This is a genomic window from Longitalea luteola, assembly GCF_017356035.1.
Classification (GTDB): domain Bacteria; phylum Bacteroidota; class Bacteroidia; order Chitinophagales; family Chitinophagaceae; genus Niastella; species Niastella luteola.
In genome coordinates, this window is sequence record NZ_JAFIQX010000018.1 from 22,449 (window position 1) to 42,984 (window position 20,536).

The 20,536-nt window shown below is 45.8% G+C and carries 13 protein-coding genes; 7 read left to right on the top strand and 6 right to left on the bottom strand.

The window, feature by feature from the left end; genetic code table 11:
• Positions 1 to 95: 95 nt before the first annotated feature.
• The 3 genes from JUB15_RS27400 to JUB15_RS27410 form a co-directional block, all read right to left on the bottom strand.
• Positions 96 to 1,727, bottom strand: coding sequence for a RagB/SusD family nutrient uptake outer membrane protein (locus JUB15_RS27400; protein WP_207515862.1), 1,632 nt, complete (start codon positions 1,725 to 1,727; stop codon positions 96 to 98).
• 17 nt (positions 1,728 to 1,744) lie between these two features.
• Complete coding sequence (locus JUB15_RS27405; RefSeq protein WP_207515863.1) at positions 1,745 to 4,924, bottom strand: SusC/RagA family TonB-linked outer membrane protein; 3,180 nt, start codon at positions 4,922 to 4,924, stop codon at positions 1,745 to 1,747.
• Between the two features lie 479 nt (positions 4,925 to 5,403).
• On the bottom strand, positions 5,404 to 6,606 hold the full coding sequence (locus JUB15_RS27410; RefSeq protein ID WP_207515864.1) for an acetyltransferase domain-containing protein: 1,203 nt from the start codon (positions 6,604 to 6,606) through the stop codon (positions 5,404 to 5,406).
• A 256-nt stretch (positions 6,607 to 6,862) separates the two neighbouring features.
• On the opposite strand from JUB15_RS27410, the gene JUB15_RS28850 reads away from it, so the two are divergent.
• The 5 genes from JUB15_RS28850 to JUB15_RS27435 all read left to right on the top strand — a co-directional run bounded on the left by JUB15_RS28850 (position 6,863) and on the right by JUB15_RS27435 (position 15,592).
• Positions 6,863 to 8,473 (top strand): OmpA family protein, encoded by a 1,611-nt coding sequence (locus tag JUB15_RS28850; protein ID WP_207515865.1) that lies wholly within the window; start codon positions 6,863 to 6,865, stop codon positions 8,471 to 8,473.
• Positions 8,474 to 8,951: 478 nt separating this feature from the next.
• The gene (locus JUB15_RS27420) at positions 8,952 to 9,560 is read left to right on the top strand and encodes an RNA polymerase sigma-70 factor (RefSeq protein ID WP_207515866.1); all 609 of its coding nucleotides are present in this window, start codon (positions 8,952 to 8,954) and stop codon (positions 9,558 to 9,560) included.
• A gap of 57 nt (positions 9,561 to 9,617) precedes the next feature.
• Positions 9,618 to 10,748: a FecR family protein gene (locus tag JUB15_RS27425; RefSeq protein ID WP_207515867.1), complete on the top strand. Its 1,131-nt coding sequence runs from the start codon at positions 9,618 to 9,620 to the stop codon at positions 10,746 to 10,748.
• Between the two features lie 163 nt (positions 10,749 to 10,911).
• Positions 10,912 to 14,118 carry a SusC/RagA family TonB-linked outer membrane protein gene (locus JUB15_RS27430; protein ID WP_207515868.1) on the top strand — a complete coding sequence of 1,069 codons (3,207 nt, stop codon included), beginning with the start codon at positions 10,912 to 10,914 and terminating at the stop codon, positions 14,116 to 14,118.
• A 31-nt stretch (positions 14,119 to 14,149) separates the two neighbouring features.
• Positions 14,150 to 15,592, top strand: a complete 1,443-nt coding sequence (locus JUB15_RS27435; protein ID WP_207515869.1) for a RagB/SusD family nutrient uptake outer membrane protein — start codon at positions 14,150 to 14,152, stop codon at positions 15,590 to 15,592.
• A 135-nt stretch (positions 15,593 to 15,727) separates the two neighbouring features.
• Here the strand turns inward: JUB15_RS27435 and JUB15_RS27440 are convergent, their stop codons facing one another.
• Complete coding sequence (locus JUB15_RS27440; protein ID WP_207515870.1) at positions 15,728 to 16,270, bottom strand: GNAT family N-acetyltransferase; 543 nt, start codon at positions 16,268 to 16,270, stop codon at positions 15,728 to 15,730.
• Between the two features lie 125 nt (positions 16,271 to 16,395).
• On the opposite strand from JUB15_RS27440, the gene JUB15_RS27445 reads away from it, so the two are divergent.
• Positions 16,396 to 17,298: an arginase family protein gene (locus JUB15_RS27445; protein ID WP_207515871.1), complete on the top strand. Its 903-nt coding sequence runs from the start codon at positions 16,396 to 16,398 to the stop codon at positions 17,296 to 17,298.
• 44 nt (positions 17,299 to 17,342) lie between these two features.
• Positions 17,343 to 17,555, top strand: a complete 213-nt coding sequence (locus JUB15_RS27450) for a YwbE family protein (RefSeq protein WP_207515872.1) — start codon at positions 17,343 to 17,345, stop codon at positions 17,553 to 17,555.
• Between the two features lie 20 nt (positions 17,556 to 17,575).
• Here the strand turns inward: JUB15_RS27450 and JUB15_RS27455 are convergent, their stop codons facing one another.
• A complete protein-coding gene (locus tag JUB15_RS27455; RefSeq protein WP_207515873.1) occupies positions 17,576 to 17,956 on the bottom strand; it encodes a response regulator in 381 nt (126 codons plus the stop codon).
• A 62-nt stretch (positions 17,957 to 18,018) separates the two neighbouring features.
• Positions 18,019 to 20,400, bottom strand: coding sequence for an ABC transporter permease (locus tag JUB15_RS27460; protein WP_207515874.1), 2,382 nt, complete (start codon positions 20,398 to 20,400; stop codon positions 18,019 to 18,021).
• Between the last annotated feature and the right edge of the window lie 136 nt (positions 20,401 to 20,536).

The following is a 20,536-nucleotide window of genomic DNA, read 5'->3' on the forward strand; positions in this document are numbered from 1 at the left end:
CGCAGGAGGGCAGGAGAGCCGGCCTTCGCAAACAACCGTTGAGGTGTGCCACACTTCGATCGTGAGATCAAGTGTAAGGGTGGCACACCCCCGCATCAATTCTTCAGCGGAATTGATACATCGCCCGGGGTATTAAAGTCAAGTTCATTTTGTGGCACATCCCAGTAATCCATATAATTATATTCCATAAAACAAGGCGTAGGTACTGAGCCTGGCTGCGCCGGAGTTAACAGGTCTCCCGGAATGATAACAATGGCATTGGCCCTGCCGCCTCCCTCTGAAGCCGGCTCGGTTACACCCCATCGGCGGGCATCATAAAAGGCAGTGCCCCAAAGAAAGAGCGCCACTCTTCTTTCGCGCCTGAATTCTTCCAGTGCCTGAGCTGCACTCAATCCTGTCCCTGCTACATGCGCCAAACCGGAATTTTGAAAATCACGCACTTCATCTACCAGCTGTAAACCGGCTTCAATACTACCGGTACGGATCAGCGCTTCTGCTTTGCTCAACTGATTTTCCTCATAACTGCATGCAAAGGGAACCAGTCCCCGGTTATCGCCGGTGGCATACAATCCGCCATCTTCAATGTACACCGGGTTCCAGCGGGTTCCAAATTGCAAGCCACGCCCTCTTTCATTTACTTTAGGAACAGAAAACGGTACAAAGCCTTTTGTGAACCGGTTGTCGCCGGGTTTAAATTCCTGGATGAATCGCTCACTTACGAACGTAAATTGGTCGGCTTCACCAATAAATGAGTAGGGGTGAAAAAAGCCCAGGGAAACGTCATTGTTCCCGCTGGGGTCCATACCAAATCGGAAGACAACATCTGTTGCCTGTATGCCCTGATCGGTAAGCGTTATCACCCGCTGCCAGTCGGTCGTCGTCATTTCATCGATCTTTTTATTGGCCATCAGGTTGCGGGCCTGTAAAGAATAAACCTGCCGCTTCCACATATCGGGCGTTACGATACTTTTATTATCGTTGAATGAAGCAATGATCGCCTGCATGATGGAATTGTAATCAGCCGTTTGGGAAACGCCATTTAATGTAGTCAAACATTCATTCAATATTTTATCGGCTTCGGCCATTATAGCGGTGTGATCAACAAAATCACCATTCGTTTCACCGGCTGTGTTGGTAATGATGCCGGCCAAATACATAGAGCCAATGCGTGAGTATGCATAGCCTTTCCACCACAGGGCCCAGGCTTTGAAAATATTTTTCTTATTGGTAACGTCGCCGGTCAGGCTAAGCGCCGGGTTCACCAGTGCTGTCAGTAATTGATTAGCCTGTGCAATGATATAATAGTTAACAGCCCATTCATATTGAAATGCGTTCAGCTCGCCTGCACCCCGGCTATCGAAGCCCTGCAATTGTGTTTTTTGATCAACGCCATTGGGATTCGTAATTACCCGGCCGCTGGGCAGGGTGATTCTGAACACCTGGTCAACCCACCGGAACCCATAGTTACCATAAGGGCAATAAGCTTCATCGCCCATAATGCTGTGGTTGGTGAGGGCAATATGGAAAATATTGGTATTCCCTTCGTCCGGAACGTTCGCCATCATTTTTTGCAGAATGCCTAATGAAAAATTCTTCAGCCCGGCTTCTGTTGTCAGTGATTGTTCTGGCGTGGGATTGTTGGGATCGTTTAATTCGAGGGTCGACTTTTTACAGCCTCCTCCTATCATTATAGTGGCGATCAGTATATATATGAAGTATCGTTTCATAATAATCAGCTTTTCTGTTAGAATTGAAGGTTAATGCCGAACTGGAATGAACGCAGGTTAGGAATAGAAAAATAATCGGCTCCTATATTCGATCCTGCGCCTACTGAACGGTTTCCCTGGCTGTCCTGGGCCGATGTGGCTTCGGGGTCAAGGCCGGAATAATCTGTAATTGTAAACAGATTACGGCCTGAAGCAGTAAGGGCTATGCCTCTTATCCAGGGCACATTCAGTGCACTACCCAACTGATATGTAAACGTGAGATCTCTTAGCCGCCAGAAGGAGCCATCTTCAACAAACCAGCCGGTACGCTGAACGCTGTTGTACAAACTATTATAGAAGTTGACAAATGCGCCGGTTTCTCCGTCAACCGTGATCTCCTTGTCAAAGTCCTTTTGCAGCCTGTCGCGGTACATCCATTGTCTGGTGAGGTTATAGATATCATTGCCATGGTACCAATCCCACTGCATGGAGATATTCAACTTTTGCCATAACGTAAGATTATTGATGAACGACATGGTGAACTTGGGATAGGCATTGCCGGAAATAGCCTGGTCTGTAGCATCGGTGAGAATGACGCGCTTGGTTCGTTTGTTCACCACAATGCCATTAACGATCTCATACTGATCGGCCTGGTTTTCGGGTATATACCTGGTTTTATCGGCAGCGCGGGTTTGGTCGATGCTTGTGAGCGGATTTGATGTATAGAAGTTGCCGAGCGATTCGCCTTCCTTAACAATAAATAATCCATTCACAAAATCACGGCCGTTGGCCACTTTATCTACTTTGGTTTTGAAGGTGCCAAAGCGGGCGCCGAACTGCCAGTCAACCGCTTTACTGGTAAATACACCTGCGTCGAGACTGATATCCGCACCTTTTACCGTAAGTTCTATCAGGTTATCCCTTATTTGTTGTGCACCGCTGGATGGCGGCAGGTCAACATACTGAATATTGTCCCTGTTGTTCTTGTTCCAGTAGGTGAACGACAAAGCGATGCGGTTAAACCAATCTTTTTGACTGGGCGTAATTACAAGATCAGTTCCTACTTCCAGTTCCCGTACTACCTGTACACGCAGGTTCCTGTTACCAAGTATATTGGGCAAATACAAGCCAACGCCTTCGCCTAATTGTATAGAACCGAGTGTTGTTTGCCGCGAATAATATTCCTCATCAAACTCATTGGGTGGAATACCGGCCGCACCATAAGCCGCCCGTAATTTCCAGTCGGTGAGCATGGGGATAGTAAGTATTTCGGAGGGTCTGAAATAGGCGGTTCCGCGGCCAAAAGTGAATGGTTTTTTCTGGTCGCCAAATTGTGAGTTGTAGTCGGAGCGGAAGCCGCCGGTAACGCCGAATAAACTACCAAAGTCGATGGTTTGATTTACCAGATAGCCGAATGTAATGTATTCAAATCTGCCGTCGCCGCTGGTCTTTAAAGCGGTTGCTGAAATGTTTGCAGGCGGGTACTGCGGCAGGTTCAGCCCCTGTGCATAAAAGGAATTGTATTCCAGCTTACGCCAGTCGTACGAGAACTGGGTGGTGGTAGTGATCGGTATATTTATTTTAAAATCATTCCTGAAATCGGTTCTGAAGTAAATAGTTGACAGGGCGTTTTGATAGGTAGATTTTGCATAGTCGCTACGCACTGAGCCCTGCGCAGTATTTCCCCAGAAGCCCAGTGCAACCTGTGGGGCATTTTCCTGGTTCTGATAAATGTCGTTGAATTCCGAGTTCCATAATTCAATACCGTATTTAAAGTCCAGTTCAATGAAACGGGGGAATTTATAATTCAGGTTGCTGTTGTTTATGATCCGCGTATCTTTTCCCGAGCGCGAATGCCAGTCTGCTTCCGACAATACATTCACCTGGTTCTCATCCCTGGGGCGAACAACGGTTAAATTGGTACCGGGATATTTTGCAGTAAAATCTATCCAGGGATAGGAGTTGATCAATTCGAACCTGTTGTTGTTGGTTCCTTCAAACAGCTGATCGATATTGTATTTAATGCGGGAAGTGACATTATACGTTCCTGAAACCAGGTTTTCATCCTGGAGTATCACCTGGGTGGAATTGCGGGCGGTAAATCCTTTGAATAATTCAAAGCCCAGGTTGGCCGACAGGTTGGTGCGCCTGAAACGATTGGCCAGTACATTTTCCTGGTTCAGGTGCGACAATGTAAACGCATAATCTGTTTTATTACCACCGCCTGAAATGCCTACAGAGTTGGTTGTAGAAACGGCTGTCTGGTAGGCCTGCTCAAGGTGATTGTACAGCGGCAGGTTAGCCGGGTAGGTCTTATCATTCTTTAAGTTGAAGTTTGTATTAAAATCATCTTCCGCCGGCTCGGGCCACATGCCATTGCTGTCTGGTCTCAATATATCGCCATTGCGATCGAGGATATTGCCATTGGCGTCCTGGGTAAAGTGATGGAATTTTGCACTGAGGGTTTCATCTTTGCCCAATATGACCTTGTCAATACTTACTTTCGACATCAGATTTATGCTGAGTGCTTTATTCCGCGCACCTTTCCTCGTAAAGATCTGAATAACGCCATTTGCGCCTTGTGCGCCATACAGCATACCGGCAGCGGGGCCTTTGGCAATTTCAACCTTGTCAACATTCGAAACATCCAGGCCGTTGATATCGGTTACCTGCACCCCATCGACCAGTATAATAGGAGTGGAGGAACCCAGGGAGTTAATACCCCGTAAAATAATATTGGCTTTTTGACCGGGCTCACCGGAAGTCATTTGTATTTGTGCCCCGGCCACTTTGCCGATCAGCGCCTGGTCAATAGATACGATGGCCGATTTGGCCAGGTCTCTGTTGCTTACACTCGCCACATCGATGGACAGTTTCTTCTTTTCTGTAGCCACCCCGGTACCAGTCACTACTATTTCACTAAGCGCTTTTACATCGGGTTTTAATTGCAGATCAAAATTCGATCGGTTTCGTACAGCCATTTCTGTTGTTTCAAAGCCAACGCCCGTAAACACCAGGGTAGCCGATTCGGGTACTGTAAGCTTGAACGTTCCATCGGCATCTGTCGTGGTGCCCGATAAAGTGCCCTTGATGGTTACTGATATACCTTGCAGCGGTGCGCCGCTGGTTTCAGTGATCTTTCCGGTTACTGTTTTGGTTTGCGAGTAGGCCGTAAACAGCATGCAGGTTGTAAAAACTAGAAAAATGAGTTTTTTCATAGTCTCATGTTTTGGTTTGATAAAAAAGGAATCCCTGGTAATGAAAAGCAGGGGCTGCTTGCTCATTACCTGATCAATGCTATTTTCCGGGTATGAATGCCGTGGGCCGGATTACGACTTGAAGTTGTTTGGATATGTTCGAATCCTATACATCAGGATACATGAAAGACCAGTAAAAGCTGCTTGTTGTGCGAAGGTTCTCGTTATTTAGACAAACAGTTGTTCGCAACTGCTGCATTTATGGCAGTTGTAATGATCATGGTCACAAAAAACGGGAGCTCAGGAGGGGTATTTTTTCTGCAGGTGCTTTACGGAAGAAATGATCAGTTTTACAAGTATTTCAATATTAATGTTCTGCAGTTACCGGGTTCCCAGTTACCGGGCACGAATCAAAAGCATTCTGATTACTGGCAGGAATCCTGAAACCTGAGTCCTGGAAACTGGTAACCGGTAAACTGAAACCTGTAACCTGAAACAGTTTATATATAATTCAACCACCATTTTGACCTGTTCACCCTTTTATATTCGTCGAACCATTTGCATAATGGAAATACCGCGATCATTAAAATGATCCACAATACATATACAAAAATTAAACTGTACCCATAGCCCTGCAATTGTGCATTCATGCTTACCCAGCCGGTCAGGATCATATCGCTCCATTTATATCCTGACACACTGGCTGCCACTACGGCCAGCGCATGGATCAGGTAAATGTGCACCAGGTAAAAGAACATGGGCACCCGGCCAAACACAACCATTTTTTCGGTAAGCCGGTTCAATGGCTTTTCTGCAAAGGCAAGGAAGAGCAGGGCCGGACCCAGCGTCATTAAAATATATAATAAGGACGGTGGATACTTGGTCACATTGAGAAACGACAAGAACGTAAACACCGGTGATGCCTGCGTAGACCAATGATGAGGATCGCCGTAAGCATTCACAAACCGGATGACTATGAAGAGGGCAATGGCGCCCAGGCCAAGCCAGATCAATGATTTCCGTCTTTTTGCTGCATCAACAGTTGGCAGGTACAGCTGGCCAAAAACATAACCGGTGAGCATTATGCCGATCCAGGGTAAAATGGGATAACCAAGCATAACCGAAAACGGTTCGCCCGGAAAAAAATGCTGGTGATGCAGAAATGATAAAAGAAAGGAGGATGGATCTGCTTTATCGGCCCCATCGAGTAAATTATGGGCACCTATTAAGACGAGGCCAGTGATCAGTATAATACGCAGCGGCAGATAGATCATCACCGAAAGCACCATCATACTTATACCTATTGCCCAAATGACCTGCAGGATAAGGACAGGGAATTGGGGATTGAACGTCCAGCCGAATGTTACGATCAATATTTCAGCGATCACCAGCCAGAGACCTCGGGTAAAAAGGAAAAATGACATTTCTTTTCTCGTTCTTTTCACGCCATTTAAAAATGCAGAAGTGCCGGCCAGAAAAGTAAACACGGGGGCGCAGAAATGGGTGATCCACCGGGTAAAGAACAGGGGCACATCGGTGCGCGAAAGGTCGGTTGGATCATACACAAAAGCATCTGCATGAAAATAATCACGCACATGATCCAGCGCCATGATGATCATAACGGTGCCGCGCAGCAGATCGATGGAATATATGCGCTTGCTTGTCACCGGTGTTGCCGGTAAAGCTGTTGGTTGGATGTCCATAAAATGTTGATATGTTGTAGGTTAGGGCAAGGGCAGCATCAGGTTATCCTGTAAGTACAATGTTCTGTAAAGATAATTGTAAAAAGAATAAAATTCAGTAAAATTTATTCACTTTAGAATATTATTCTGGATAGTGTTTGTTTACAGCAAGCAGACCGGCAAAAGACTTCACTCTCGTCAAGAATTTCATTATCTGTAAAAAACAGGGCAATCCGGCGCTAAATTGTACGTTATTAAGTAATTAAATCCATACCTAGTGAGAAGAGTTGTACCCTTTTTGATCCTGGCCCTGGGCCTGCAACAGGCGGTTGCCCAAATGGCGAACCCAAGTGATACGGGCAAACTGATAGCCCAAAAAGATAATATCATTACTGCCAACACCATTATCAAGATCGAGAATTTAGGCATAAATATAAACTCCGATCTGGGTGAATTGCGGCCAACCGTGTCGGCAGATGGAAATCTGTTGTTTTTTATTTGTGAAAATCATCCGGCCAATACCAAATACAATTCAGTTCCCAATTCACAGGACATTTGGTATTCTGAACGTGATTCAAACGGTGTATGGCAGGAAGCCCGCCATTTAAAATATCCCCTCAACACGTCCCAATACAATGCTGTGTATTGGATCTCCCCCGACAAAAACCGCATTTTGATCCGCGGTGCGTTTGGTAACGGGGGCGCCTACTTTGGAAAAGGCGTGAGCCTTTGCACCCGCCAGGCCGATGGCCGCTGGGGCGAACCGGAAATGCTGTATATAAAAAAATATGACAAATACGACCGTGGCCTCGTTTCGGGCGCTACCCTTACGCCAGACATGAAAGCATTGGTGTTGTATATGTCGCCTCAGCCCGGCAGCTCAGACAACGACCTCTTTGTTTGCTTCCGGGAACCCGACGGTAGCTGGACGGAACCCAAGAGCCTGGGCAAACAAATCAATTTACCCGGTGATGAAATGACGCCTTATATCGCGGCTGACGGGGTAACCATGTATTTCAGCAGCAACCGGCCAGGTGGTTTGGGGGATAACGATATCTGGATGACCAAACGGCTTGATAAAACCTGGACCAAATGGAGCACCCCGGTGAACCTGGGAAGCCCCATCAATACTGAAGGCTGGGATGCGTTCTTTACCCTGGATGCCGGTGGTGAATATGCGTACCTGACAAGCAATAAAGATACGTATGGCGAAAGCGACATTGTACGCGTGAAACTGTTAGAGCGTGAAAAGCCAAACCCGGTGATACTGGTAAGCGGCAATGTGTATAACGCCAAAACGAAACAACCACTCAGTGCTTCGCTTATTTACGAAACACTGCCCGATGGAGTAGAGGCCGGCAGCGGGATCTCGAGCCCTACCGATGGCGCTTTCAAAATTGTATTGCCCTACGATAAAAACTATAGTATCAGGGCCAGTGCCGATAAATTCTTCGCCATTTCAGAGAACCTGAACCTCGACTCCATGGTGAAAGCAGGTTTCAAAGAAATTCACAAAGACCTGTACCTGGTGCCTATAGAGATCGGCCAGGTGGTTCGGTTGAACAACGTCTTCTTCGACTTTGATAAATGGGATCTGCGTCCGGAATCGAATGTTGAACTGGATCGTGTTGTAAAACTGTTGAAAGAAAACCCGGCCATTGAAATTGAACTGAGTGCACACACGGATAGCAAGGGTTCAGACGAATACAACTTCAGGCTCTCTGATAACCGTGCCAAATCGTGCGTGGAATATATTATCTCTAAAGGTATTCCTGCGAGCAGGATTGTATCGAAAGGATATGGTGAAAGCATGCCGGTGTCAGAAAACGAAACTGATGAGGGCCGTCAGCTGAACCGTCGCGTTGAATTTAAAATCTTGAAAAACTAAATAACAAAATAATTACAGATAAAAGGCGGGTCCTCCTTCACGGAGGGCCTGCCTTTTTCTTTTTCACGCAATCGCTTGTTAATCAATTAAAGAGTGAGGCGATAAAAGTTTGTGGCGTATAATTTACAGCTGGAAATGGGGCGTTAATAGTTTTTAGCGTATCATTTATAGCTACAAATGGTACCCCAAAGGTTTCCAGCGTATGGTTTATAGCTACAAATGGTACCCTAAAAGTTTCTAGCGTATGGTTTATGGCTGGAAACAGGTCGTTAATAGTTTTTAGCGTACCATTTAAAACTATTAACGGTATGCTACAAACCCTTGGCGTATCGTTTCCAACTGGAAATAGGGTGAAATTAGCTGGCAGCGTATCTACCGGATGGACCGGGTCACTTAAATAGTTATACATTATTATCTTTAATTTGAGTACCAGTAACACAACTGTTTAGAACCTAACTGCTAAAAGTGAGGAGTGTACATGCACGCTGACCCGACAATACATCCCGATTGCCATGATGCCTCCATGTTTGCCGTAATGGACGATGATGCTGCCTTTGAACAATTCTTCAAACAACATTTCGCGGCATTATGCAAATGGTGCCAGCATAAATATGATTTCGACACCGATCTTGCCAAAGAAGTGGTGCATACCGCTTTTATCAAACTGTGGAAGAACCGTGCCGCATTACCGCGGGAGATGGCGGTAAAGGCCTTTCTGCATAAAGTGATCAATAATACCAGTCTGGATATAATGCGCCATTCAAAAGTGCGCGAGCGGTTTCGACAGTATGTACTGCGCCGTAATGAAAGGGAGGGCGCCCATTCGCCGCAGGAAAACTACGATGCAAAGAAACTACGCATCGATATTGATAATGCCGTTTCAGAGCTGCCTGAACAAATGCGTACCATTTTTGAACTGAGCCGGTACGAGGGACTGAAGTATGCAGAAATTGCCCGGCAGCTGAATATTTCTGTGAATACCGTGGAAACCCAAATGGTGCGCGCCCTGAAAAAACTGCGTTTAAAACTGGCGGCATACCTCACCGTATGCTTTATAGTTATGATAATCAATAGAATATTTTTTTAAAAAAAGTTTGGTGACTTGTCACGGCAGGGGTTGTTTAAAACGTAATACTATCAGAACATGAAGAACAGCGAGCAACTGGACGATTTGATCACGCGACATTTTTGTAATGAGCTGAACAGCGATGAACAGGCTTTGCTGCAGCAATGGGTAAGTGCCAGTGAAGAAAACAGGCAATATTACGAAGAATTGAAAAACACCTGGCAGTTGATGAAGGAAGCAAAAACACGGGATGAGATCAATGCAGACAAAGAGTGGGTTTATTTCCAGGAATGCCTGGAACAGGAGGGCGGGCGGAATGATTCGGCAGCAGCAACCGGTAAAAGCGGCATCGTTCGAAGAATAGTGATCGCTACGGCTATCGCTGCAACGGTGCTGTTCATCATTGCGCTAGGGTACAACTGGTTCGGCAGTCAAACGCCGGACAAAGCGCCGGTGGCTGCAGAAGAGAAAAAACAAAATGAGCCAGCGGTTACAGTGCGGCACGAAGAGAACAGAACGGATAAAGCTGAACAGTTTGTATTAGCCGATAGCTCGGTTATAATATTGGAGCCGTTGAGTGCTGCAACATGGAATGAACCTTTTACCAATAACAGGCGCGATATTGTATTGAAAGGAAAGGCAACATTTCAGGTTGCAAAAGATCAAACCAGGCCTTTTACGGTGATCAGTGGTCACATAGCAACTACTGCCCTTGGCACCCGGTTTTCGGTTACGGCCTTTGAGGAGGACGATCTTATTACCATACAATTATTTGAGGGAAGAGTGGTGGTAAAACCGGCCGGCAGTATGCAACCCCAACTGAAAAGAGATTATTACCTCCAGCCAGGAGAAGAACTTTTGTATAGTAATAAGCAGCATAACGCGCGGGTTCGCCGGTTTACAAATGATAATGCAACCGCTAAACGCAGGTTGAATGAAACGCACCAACCGGCTGATCAGCCATTGTTACCGGTGGGCGATAAAGGATCGTGGTATATGTTCAATAACCAGCCACTGGCACAGGTGTTCAGGCAGTTGGAAGAGCTATACGGCGTACAGATCGTATACGCTGAAAAAGACGTAGAGAAGATATACTTCATTGGAAAGTTCAGCAAAAGTGATTCTGTAGGTCATATTCTGAAACAGATTGCAACCCTTAATAATCTGACGATAAACAAACAGAATAATACATATATAATAAGCCGCTAAACGCCAAACGCCGAACGCTTAACGCAAGCTTCCAAAATGTAGCTATCAAATTAAATATTCAGCGTTATAAAGTTGGGGCGGCTTGCATTCCGCTTTAGAGTTCCAAGTTCTGTATTAAGCGTTCCGCGTTAAGCGTTTCGCATTAAGCTTTAAAACACGCCATATGAGATTTAATGTACTTAAGTCGGGGCCCTGCTATGCCCTTACCTTGCTGCTACATCTCCTGATTTCTCCACTGCTGCATGCGCAGGAAACGTCAAGTATTGTAAAAGGTGTTGTTCAAAACAATAACGGCGACCCGTTAGCAGGAGTGTCGGTGATCATCCGGAATACCGCCAACAATTTTACTTCAGGAACCAGCACCGACAGCGCCGGCGTTTTTACTTTTTCGCGGATACCTGCCGGTGGTCCGTATAAGTTTACTTTCTCAATAGTAGGGTATGAGAGCCAGACCCTCTCGGGTTACAATATTAAAAATGACATTACGCTTTCCTTGGTGGTTAAAATGAAAGATATGGCCGGATCGCTGGACCAGGTGATCGTGATCGGTTATGGTTCGCAACGCAAGCGGGCGGTAACCGGTTCGGTGGTGTCATTGAGTGCTGAACAGTTCAAAGACCGTTCATCGAGCAATGTGGCGCAATCAATTGAAGGCCTGGTGCCGGGCGTGAATATCACTACAACGCAGGGCGCGCCGGGCTTTGGTCCTACCATAAGAGTGCGGGGGATCAATTCCATTACCGCCGGTACGAACCCGTTATATGTGGTAGATGGCATGGCCATGGAAAACTTCGACCTGAATATTATCAACGCCCAGGACATTCAATCGATAGAGATCCTGAAAGATGCAGCTTCTGCGGCTATTTATGGATCAAGAGGCGCCAATGGAGTGATCATTGTAACCACCAAACTGGGAAAAGCCGGAAAACCGCAGGTGAACCTGAATTATGAACACGGCTTGCAAAAAGTGATCAGGAAGGTAGACCTCATGGATGCGCAACAATGGATAAAGTATTATATCGATGCACGTAACAATGCATGGGTTGCCTCGGGGCCGGGCCGTTCGGCCAGCGATCCCAACAGTGCACGCGGGGGCAGCAAAACTTATCTGATACCGCCTGAATTCTTAACCAATCCTGAACAGTTTGGGAAGGGAACCGACTGGCAGGATGTATTGTTCAGAACCGCCCGGTCGCAGAACATACAGGCATCTGTAAGCGGCGGTACAGACCGCGCGCAATACCTGTTCTCTGCCGGCTTCCTCGACCAGGATGCCGTAGTAATAGATAATTTCTACAAACGGCTTGCCCTGCGGATGAATATCCGCCAGAAGATCACAGAAAAAGTAACGGTGGGTTTGAACTTCTCTTTTACCGGTATGCACAGCCGCATCGATGGGGTAGAGGGAAAATCAGATGTGGTGAGCCTGGCCCTGCAGAGCGATCCGATATTTCCGGTGTACAATGAGAATGGAAACCTGGGCTTTCTGGATCCCAACTCAACCTGGAATCGCTTCACGGCCTATGGTGTGCAATTGTGGCATCCTTATTCGATGATCAGGTATGCCGATAAACTGAACAAGGTGTATAACACCATTGCCGGCGCTTACATAGAGTACAAACCTGTTAAAGACCTTACTTTCAAAAGCAGCGCCAACGCAATACTTACACAGCGGAATTATAACTGGTTCTGGCGCACGAATGCCGGTTACGGGTATAGCACCCTGCTGCCGGCCGAAGGCAGGTACAACACCTATAATAACCTGAACTGGCTTACAGAGAACTCGCTCTCGTATGATAAAACGGTTGGGGAGCATACCATTGGAGCACTCGTAGCGTATACGGCGCAGAAACAGCGCGGAGATACTTCGCAACAACGCTCAACCAATTACCCGAACGACCTGGTACAAACATTAAATGCAGCAGGTACCTATAGCTTAAGCACCACTACTGCGGGTGAGTGGGCGTTATTGTCCTGGTTGTCGCGGGTAAGTTATAGCTATAAGAACAAATATTTTGTGAACGGTACTATCAGGCGCGACGGCAGCTCCCGCTTTGGGCAGGCCTCCCGCTGGGGTTATTTCCCTTCCCTGTCATTGGGCTGGCTGATCTCGGATGAACCCTTTATGCAATCGATTTCAGCGCTCAATAATTTGAAGCTTCGGGTAAGCTACGGAACCACCGGAAATAACCAGATACCTAACTATGGACCCATCAGTTTACTCGATGGTTCCAAATATGCGTACAGCGATAATATGGTCAACGGCATTCGGGTTACCACTATTCCCAATCCAGACCTGAAATGGGAAAAGACCACCCAGTTTAACATAGGGCTCGATGTAGCCGCTTTCAACAATCGCATTAATCTTACTGCAGAGTTCTATAACTCCACAACCAATGATCTGTTGTTAAATGTCCCGGTGCCCATTCTCACCGGTTTTGCCACGCAGTTAACCAATATTGGTAAAGTGCGTAACCGCGGCGTGGAGCTGGCCATCTCTTCAAAGAACCTGGTGAACAGCGAATTTAAATGGTCAACCGACTTTAATATATCAGCTAACCGCAACGAAGTATTGCAACTGGGACCTAACAATGCGCCCGTCATTGTGGAAGAATGGGGCAGCCGGTTTGTGACAGAGGTTGGAAAGCCCATCAGTAATTATGTAGGTTACATATTTGATGGGGTGTACAATAACCAGGATGAAATTAACAAGGGGCCCAAATATCCGTCAGGCGTAATAGTAACACCCGGCGATCCCATTGTAAGGGATGTTACAGGCGATGGAAAGATAGATGCAGACGATCGAACGACATTAGGTAATGCCCAACCGAATTTTACCGCCGGCCTGGTAAATACTATTAACTATAAAAATTTTGAATTCTCTTTTATGTTGCATGGTGTATTTGGCAACGAGATCGTGAATCAGCAAACGCGGTATAACAAATACTGGAACGATAGCCGCAATGCCTATGCTTCCATTGGCAATTACTGGAGATCGGAACAGGAGCCCGGTGATGGAAAAACTTTCAAACCAAATGCAGAATACAAAGGCATGCAAACCCAGTTCTCCAGTTACTGGATCGAAGATGGCACTTTCGTCAGGATCAAGAATATTCGTTTATCATATACTTTACCCAGGGCAGTTACTTCTAAATTGTCTTTCCGCACCATGCGGGTATACGTAAATGCCGAGAACGTGCATGTGTTCAGCAAATACGTTGGGTTCGATCCTGAAAACAGTATTTACTCAACAGGTACTGATGCCGCTACCAGCCTTACCCCATTTCCACCGGGATTAATGGTTGGGGCCGATTACGGAAGTTATCCCATCCCCATTACGGTAACTTTTGGAGTTAAGGCAGATCTGTAACCCGCTTTTAAACTTTTTCAAAAAAGTAATTATGAAACTGAAAATATTTATCAGCATATTCTTCCTGGCAACGATCGTCACCAGCTGCAAAAAATCTTTCCTGGAGCTGGCGCCGGTATCAAATAGCAATGCCAATAATTTTTATAAGACGAAAGGTGATTTTGACCTGGCAGTGAACAATGCCTACAGCACTTTATATACTATGTATGGACCAACAGGCCTGGTTTCCTATTGCGGTGAGTTAATGTCTGACAATGCTACCATTTACCAGGTGGCCGGCTCGGGTAGTATAACGGTAGGCGACCGGTGGGCTTTCCGGGACTATACCATCAATGCCGCCAATAACGTCGTAAACCAGCTTTGGATGGATTCGTATACCTCGATGTATAATGTGAACATTGTACTGGATAAGATCCAGGGCGCCTCGCTGGATGATGCCTATATTAACCAGGTAACTGCCGAAATGCGTTTTTTGCGCGGATTATATTACTTCTACATGGTACAGGCCTGGGGCGATGTACCCCTGGTGACAAAACCCATTTCCTCGGCAGAAGCATTTACTACAGGCCGCACACCAAAGGCGGAAGTATATAAACAGGTGATCGACGATCTTACGTATGCGGCCGATCACTTAACGGCGCCCGATAAAGTACCTGCGCCTGGCAGGGCATCGAAAGGCGCCGCGCAGACGCTGTTGGGCAAGGTGCATCTGACCATGGGTAACAAAGGCGCGGCTGCACAGGTGCTGCTGCAGGTATATAATACATATAATGGCAATGTATATGACCTGTTACCTGAATTTGGATCTTTATGGGGACCTACGCTGGCAAACAAGAATACCAGGGAATCGATCTTTGAAGTGCAGTATAAAGGCGGCGCCAACAATCCATCCAGCATTTACTGGCCGGCCTTTGCGCCATTTGAGAACTTTGCCATTACGCGTTTTGGCGGTGGAATGAACCAGGTTACAGACGATCTGTACAACGAATATGAACCAGGTGATAAAAGGCGCGACACTTCTTTTGAGCTTGGGTATTTTAAAGGCGGTAACTGGATAGCCATTAAATTCCAGAAGAAATGGAAAGACAGTAATGCCCCGATCGTGAATGCCGCCGAATCGTGCAATAACAATTTCATGGTGCTGCGGTATGCCGATGTTCTGTTAATGCTAACTGAAGCTACCGGCGATGTGCAATACCTGAATAAAGTAAGAAGCCGCGCGGGCTTGCCGTTATATGGCACGCCGGGCTATCCTTCAGCTAAATTTCCCACGCTTGATTTAGCCATAGAACATGAACGACGGATGGAGTTTGCCATGGAATTTCATCGTTGGTTCGACCTGAAAAGAACCGGCCGCGCGTTGACCGTATTGTCTGCCAAAGGCAAAGCCGTGAATGAAAATAAATTGTTATTACCCATACCCCAGTTTGCAAGGGATCAAAACCCCGACCTGGGGCAGAACGATGGCTATTAAAAATACATTTCGCTGAGCCGAATTCGCCTTGTGAACAGGGTGGCCTGAACAACTTTATCAACTTCAATTATTATGCAACAGCAGCTGACAGTGCAGGGGCGGAGAAAGGCAATATAGTTAAAAAAGGCATCCTGGCTAAGTCAGCACCGGTTTGTGATCTTTGCTGTCAATACTGTACCAATTACATTTTATTTCATGATGAACAAATGATCCGGTTAAGGTTAGTCCGGCTTTCGTAAGCACCTTATTAGAGCCAATATTTTCTGCATGGGCATGGGCAAATACTTCATCGGCTTTTAAGACATCAAAGGCATATGCCAGCGATGCATGCGCAGCTTCGGTAGCTATGCCTTGTCCCCAGTATTTTTTGATCAACCGGTAGCCGAGGTCCAGGAAGTTGATGTGACCATTAATTGATTCGGTAATGAGCTTTAAGCCTGCCCAACCCATAAATACATTTGTTTTTTTGTCGATCACCGCCCAACGACCGATGCCGTTATCAATATACTGTTGTCTGATAAACTGTATGGAATCGGCAACCTGCTGTTTGCTTTGAACAGGTTGACTGGTTAAATACCGGTGAACGTCCGGGTCAGCATCCAGCTCAAAGTATCCGTCAACATCTGTCGGAAGGATCTCTCGTAAGATCAATCGGTTTGTTTCGGCGAATATTTTCATAATAGTTCAGCAAATATAACGACTGACTATGCAAGGGCGAGGAGGTTGTTCTTTGCGCCGGTCGTAAAGCTGCGTTAGCCTTTTAAGTGGCTCACTTGTTGCGTACGTTATGTAAAATTTTTTATATGTCAGTTAAAAGGAATGACATAGAAATTATTGCAGCTCCCTCGATATTGGGATTAACCCTGTCGGGCGTACAGGACCTTGCGGACAGCCTGCTGGCAGCCGGGCTGGCGCAACGCTTACAGGTAAGGCATCCTGTAAGGCATGTAGAAACACTTAATGCTTTGTACAATGAAGTAAGAGATACCGCAACCCATTGCCTGAATCCGCAACTGATCCGCGATTTTTCTATCACATTAGGAAATGTGATAATAAGCGTAATAAAAGAGGGCCGTTTCCCTATGGTTTTAGGCGGCGACTGCAGTATTCTTATCGGAATAATGTCGGCTCTTAAGCGCAGCGGTTCCTATGGTTTGATCTTTCTCGATGCGCATGCCGATTTTTATGAACCTGAAAGATCTTCAACCGGCGAAGTTGCAGATATGGACCTTGCCATTGTAACGGGGCGCGGGCCAGCCATCCTGACAAATATAGACGATCTGCAACCGTATGTAAAAGATGAAAATGTCGTTCACCTCGGGCAAAGGGACATAGAAGAAACCGTTAAGTTTGGCAGCCGCGATATAAGAAAGTCAAACATAAGGTGTTTCAGCATGGTAGAAATAAACGACCGGGGAATAGAACAGGTAATGGCTGAAGCTTTGCCTTACATCCTGGAATTATCCGTTGAATCATGCTGGATACATTTTGATACGGATGTTTTGGCTGACGAAATAAATCCGGCCGTGGATTACCGGTTACCCGGCGGACTTTCATTTGCGCAGGTGGAATATGTTTTACGGAACATCTTTCAAGCGGTGAGCATTGCAGGCATCAGCGTTACCTGCTTCAATCCCAGGCTTGCCCCCGATAAAAGCATTGCCCGCAATATTGTTGAAAGCATTGGCAGCGTGTTCGATAAATAAGATTTTGAAATGATATATTTTTGCCGGTAATCAAAGAAAGATCTATGGATGGTCAATACAGAAAAGATATTTATCCCGGGCAGGAAGTAGCTATTATCCTCAAGAAAGACCAACGCACGGGCAAACTTACCTATGGTATTGTAAAAGACCTGCTCACTTCGGCTGCCTATCATTCAAGAGGCATAAAGGTACGGTTAGAAGATGGGCAGGTTGGCCGGGTAGCGCAGATAGATGTTGTGGACCCGGAAGGGGAATAGATGTATTACCATCTGATAATTTAATTCAATACGTCGTTGACAGATTTGAACAATTCAGCTCTGGTGAACGGTTTTTTGAGAAAGACATCGGCGCCATTTTCAATAGCCACGTCTGATGCGGCAGCGTCTACACCCGTGATCATGATCACTTTTGTGGCAGGGTGTTGCTTTTTAATAAAGCTGATGAAGTCTATACCAAAACCATCTGGTAAACGGTTGTCTAATAAAATTAAAGCGGGTTGCTCCTGTAGAAGGTATTCCTCAGCTTTGGCGAGGCTTTGAACATGCTCCACTTCCATATCTTTTCCCTCTAATAAGATGTTCAACAATAAACAGAGATCTCCCTCATCTTCTATGATCAATACTTTTTTGGGAGCAGGCTTTGCGGCTTTAGCTTTCATGCAAAAAAGTGTTTTGTGCTTCAGCTATTAAAAAAGCGTGCCAACATAGCTGATGAGAAAAGCTATTCTGTTCTCAGACTTTTTACCGGGTTGGCGAGGGCCGCTTTTACTGCCTGAACGCTTACGGTAAGCAAAGCAATGAGCAGGGCCACCATGGCTGCAGCGAGAAATAAATACCATTGAATGCTGGTTCGGTAAGCAAATTCCTGCAGCCAGTTTTGCATAATGAAATACCCGGCGGGAAGGGCCATCATGGTGCCTATCAATACCGGTTTCAGCAGGTCTTTTGATAAGAGCAGCACAATATTTTCAACCGATGACCCCAGCACTTTTCTGACCCCAATTTCTTTTGTTCTTTTTACCGCCGTATAAGATGCAAGTCCGAATAAACCAAGGCAGGCAATGCCGATGGCGATACAGGAGAAAACGCTTAATAAAGTTTCCTGTTTGATCTCGGCCCTGTACAATTTATTAAACTGTTCGTCAAGAAAATCGTATTCAAACGGATAGTCAGGCGCAGCATTACTATACATCTTTTTAATACGATTGATGGCTGCCTGCACATTACCTGCTTTCAACCGTATCAACGCCAGCCGCCGGTCATAGCTGTCTGTTGAAATTACCAACGGGGCTATTGCTTTTTTCAAAGAAGTGAAATGATAATCTTCTACCACACCTACGATAGTACGCGGCAGACTATCATGCAAATTTTTGATCCATTTACCAACAGCCTGCCGGGGTGTATAGCCCAACCGGGTAGCAGCCGTGCGGTTGATCAATACCGAATTGACGGAATCAGTAATGAATACCGGATCGAAATCGCGGCCGGCAATAATCGTAAGACCCAGTGTTTTTACATATTCGAAATCGGCAAACTCGGTATTGAACATAAATTTTTCTCCGGGTCGGCCTTCTGTTTCAAAACCATGGGTATCATAAAAACCACCGGGTTCGCCGCTCATTAATGAAACCGATGCCACTGCAGGATCTGCCTGTAAAATATTTTTAAACTGGATCTTTTTATTCCATATTGAACCGTTATCAAGCCGTACGATCATGGATTGCTCCTTGTTGAATCCCATATCGGTATTCCTCACGTAATTCATTTGCTTCATCACAATGGCTACACAAACGATGAGCAACACCGATATACCAAACTGGAAAACCACGAGTGCTTTCCGGAAAAAGGAGCCTTGTTTGCCAGTCTTTAGTTTTCCTTTCAAAGATTCAATAGGGGTGAACGAGGATAACATAAAGGCCGGATAACTGCCCGCCAGTAAGCCCACGACAATAATAACGCCAATGGTAAAAACATATATCCAGGGATTTAGCCAGTATGACGGCAACTGATAGCCCAGGAAGCCGCAATAAGCCGGCATGATCAGTTGTAACAGCAGCAAAGCGCTGATGGCGGCTACAGTGGCAAACAGCAAGGATTCAAAAATGAATTGACAGGCCAGCTGCTTCCGAACAGCTCCCAGCACTTTACGCAGCCCTACTTCTTTAGCGCGGTCTGTTGCCCGGGCTGTAGCTAGGTTCATGAAGTTAATGCAGGCAATGAAGAGTATCAGAATAGCAATACTCATGAATATATACACCATCTTTTTATTGCCATGCTTTACATCGTCGTGTGGTGTTTGTGACTCAAAATAAATGTGGCGTAGCGACCGGATGATCAATTGACTTTTGAATCCGGTTTTCCGGTAGTAGTTCCCGAGGTACTTTTCCATAAAGGCCGGGAATAATTTCATTAATTGGTCAGGTTTAACTGCTGGGTTTAGTTGCACATACACCATTATGCCGTTTGCAGTCCACTGATTGAAGAAAGGTTCCTTTTCCCAGTTGGCAACAGGAACAATTATGTCGAATTCGAGATGCGAATTCGCAGGCACATCTGCGGCAATACCGGTCACCTTCAATTGCATCTTTTTATTAAAATCCACTACTTTGCCAATCGGATCTTCATTACCAAAATATTTTTTGGCGGTAGATGCTGTCATCACTATACTTAGCGGATCAGCGAGCACCGTGGCGGGATTGCCCTTGAGCAGCCGGAAGCTGAAAAACTGAAAAAAGTTACTGTCTGCAAGTAATACCTTCTTCTCGTTATAAGAGCTATTGTTATATGTTATAAGGTCATTATCGGGAAATACCCTGACCGTTTTTTGTATAGCATCCGGATAATCATTCAGGAGCGCTTTTGCATAAGGAGGCGCAACATAGGGGATATCTCTAAAAACCCCTTCATTTTCGCTTCTGCGCATTACGCGATAAATGTTATCCCCATTTTTATGAAAGGTGTCGTAACTGAATTCGTTCAGTACAAAAATAAAGATCATGAGGCAGCATAAAATGCCTCCGGTTAAGCCCAGGACATTGATCAGCGAAAAGCTTTTTTGTTTCCTGCAACGCTTTATCACCAGCAATAGATAGTTTTTTAACATTGGATGTTAGTATGTATGATCAACCGGTTACCACGAGCGATGGGCATACGTATGGCCACGAATGACAGGGCCAACGTACATGCCAAAATTAAAATGATTTGCCAATCAGGAAGTTAAGACAGCTGCTTCATACGAT

What these genes read in the sequence shown, in the direction of transcription:
- JUB15_RS27400 (WP_207515862.1), bottom strand. Translation starts at nt 1,727, where the DNA reads ATGAAACGATACTTCATATATATACTGATCGCCACTATAATGATAGGA.
- JUB15_RS27405 (WP_207515863.1), bottom strand. Translation starts at nt 4,924, where the DNA reads ATGAAAAAACTCATTTTTCTAGTTTTTACAACCTGCATGCTGTTTACG.
- JUB15_RS27410 (WP_207515864.1), bottom strand. Translation starts at nt 6,606, where the DNA reads ATGGACATCCAACCAACAGCTTTACCGGCAACACCGGTGACAAGCAAG.
- JUB15_RS27420 (WP_207515866.1), top strand. Translation starts at nt 8,952, where the DNA reads ATGCACGCTGACCCGACAATACATCCCGATTGCCATGATGCCTCCATG.
- JUB15_RS27425 (WP_207515867.1), top strand. Translation starts at nt 9,618, where the DNA reads ATGAAGAACAGCGAGCAACTGGACGATTTGATCACGCGACATTTTTGT.
- JUB15_RS27430 (WP_207515868.1), top strand. Translation starts at nt 10,912, where the DNA reads ATGAGATTTAATGTACTTAAGTCGGGGCCCTGCTATGCCCTTACCTTG.
- JUB15_RS27435 (WP_207515869.1), top strand. Translation starts at nt 14,150, where the DNA reads ATGAAACTGAAAATATTTATCAGCATATTCTTCCTGGCAACGATCGTC.
- JUB15_RS27440 (WP_207515870.1), bottom strand. Translation starts at nt 16,270, where the DNA reads ATGAAAATATTCGCCGAAACAAACCGATTGATCTTACGAGAGATCCTT.
- JUB15_RS27445 (WP_207515871.1), top strand. Translation starts at nt 16,396, where the DNA reads ATGTCAGTTAAAAGGAATGACATAGAAATTATTGCAGCTCCCTCGATA.
- JUB15_RS27450 (WP_207515872.1), top strand. Translation starts at nt 17,343, where the DNA reads ATGGATGGTCAATACAGAAAAGATATTTATCCCGGGCAGGAAGTAGCT.
- JUB15_RS27455 (WP_207515873.1), bottom strand. Translation starts at nt 17,956, where the DNA reads ATGAAAGCTAAAGCCGCAAAGCCTGCTCCCAAAAAAGTATTGATCATA.
- JUB15_RS27460 (WP_207515874.1), bottom strand. Translation starts at nt 20,400, where the DNA reads ATGTTAAAAAACTATCTATTGCTGGTGATAAAGCGTTGCAGGAAACAA.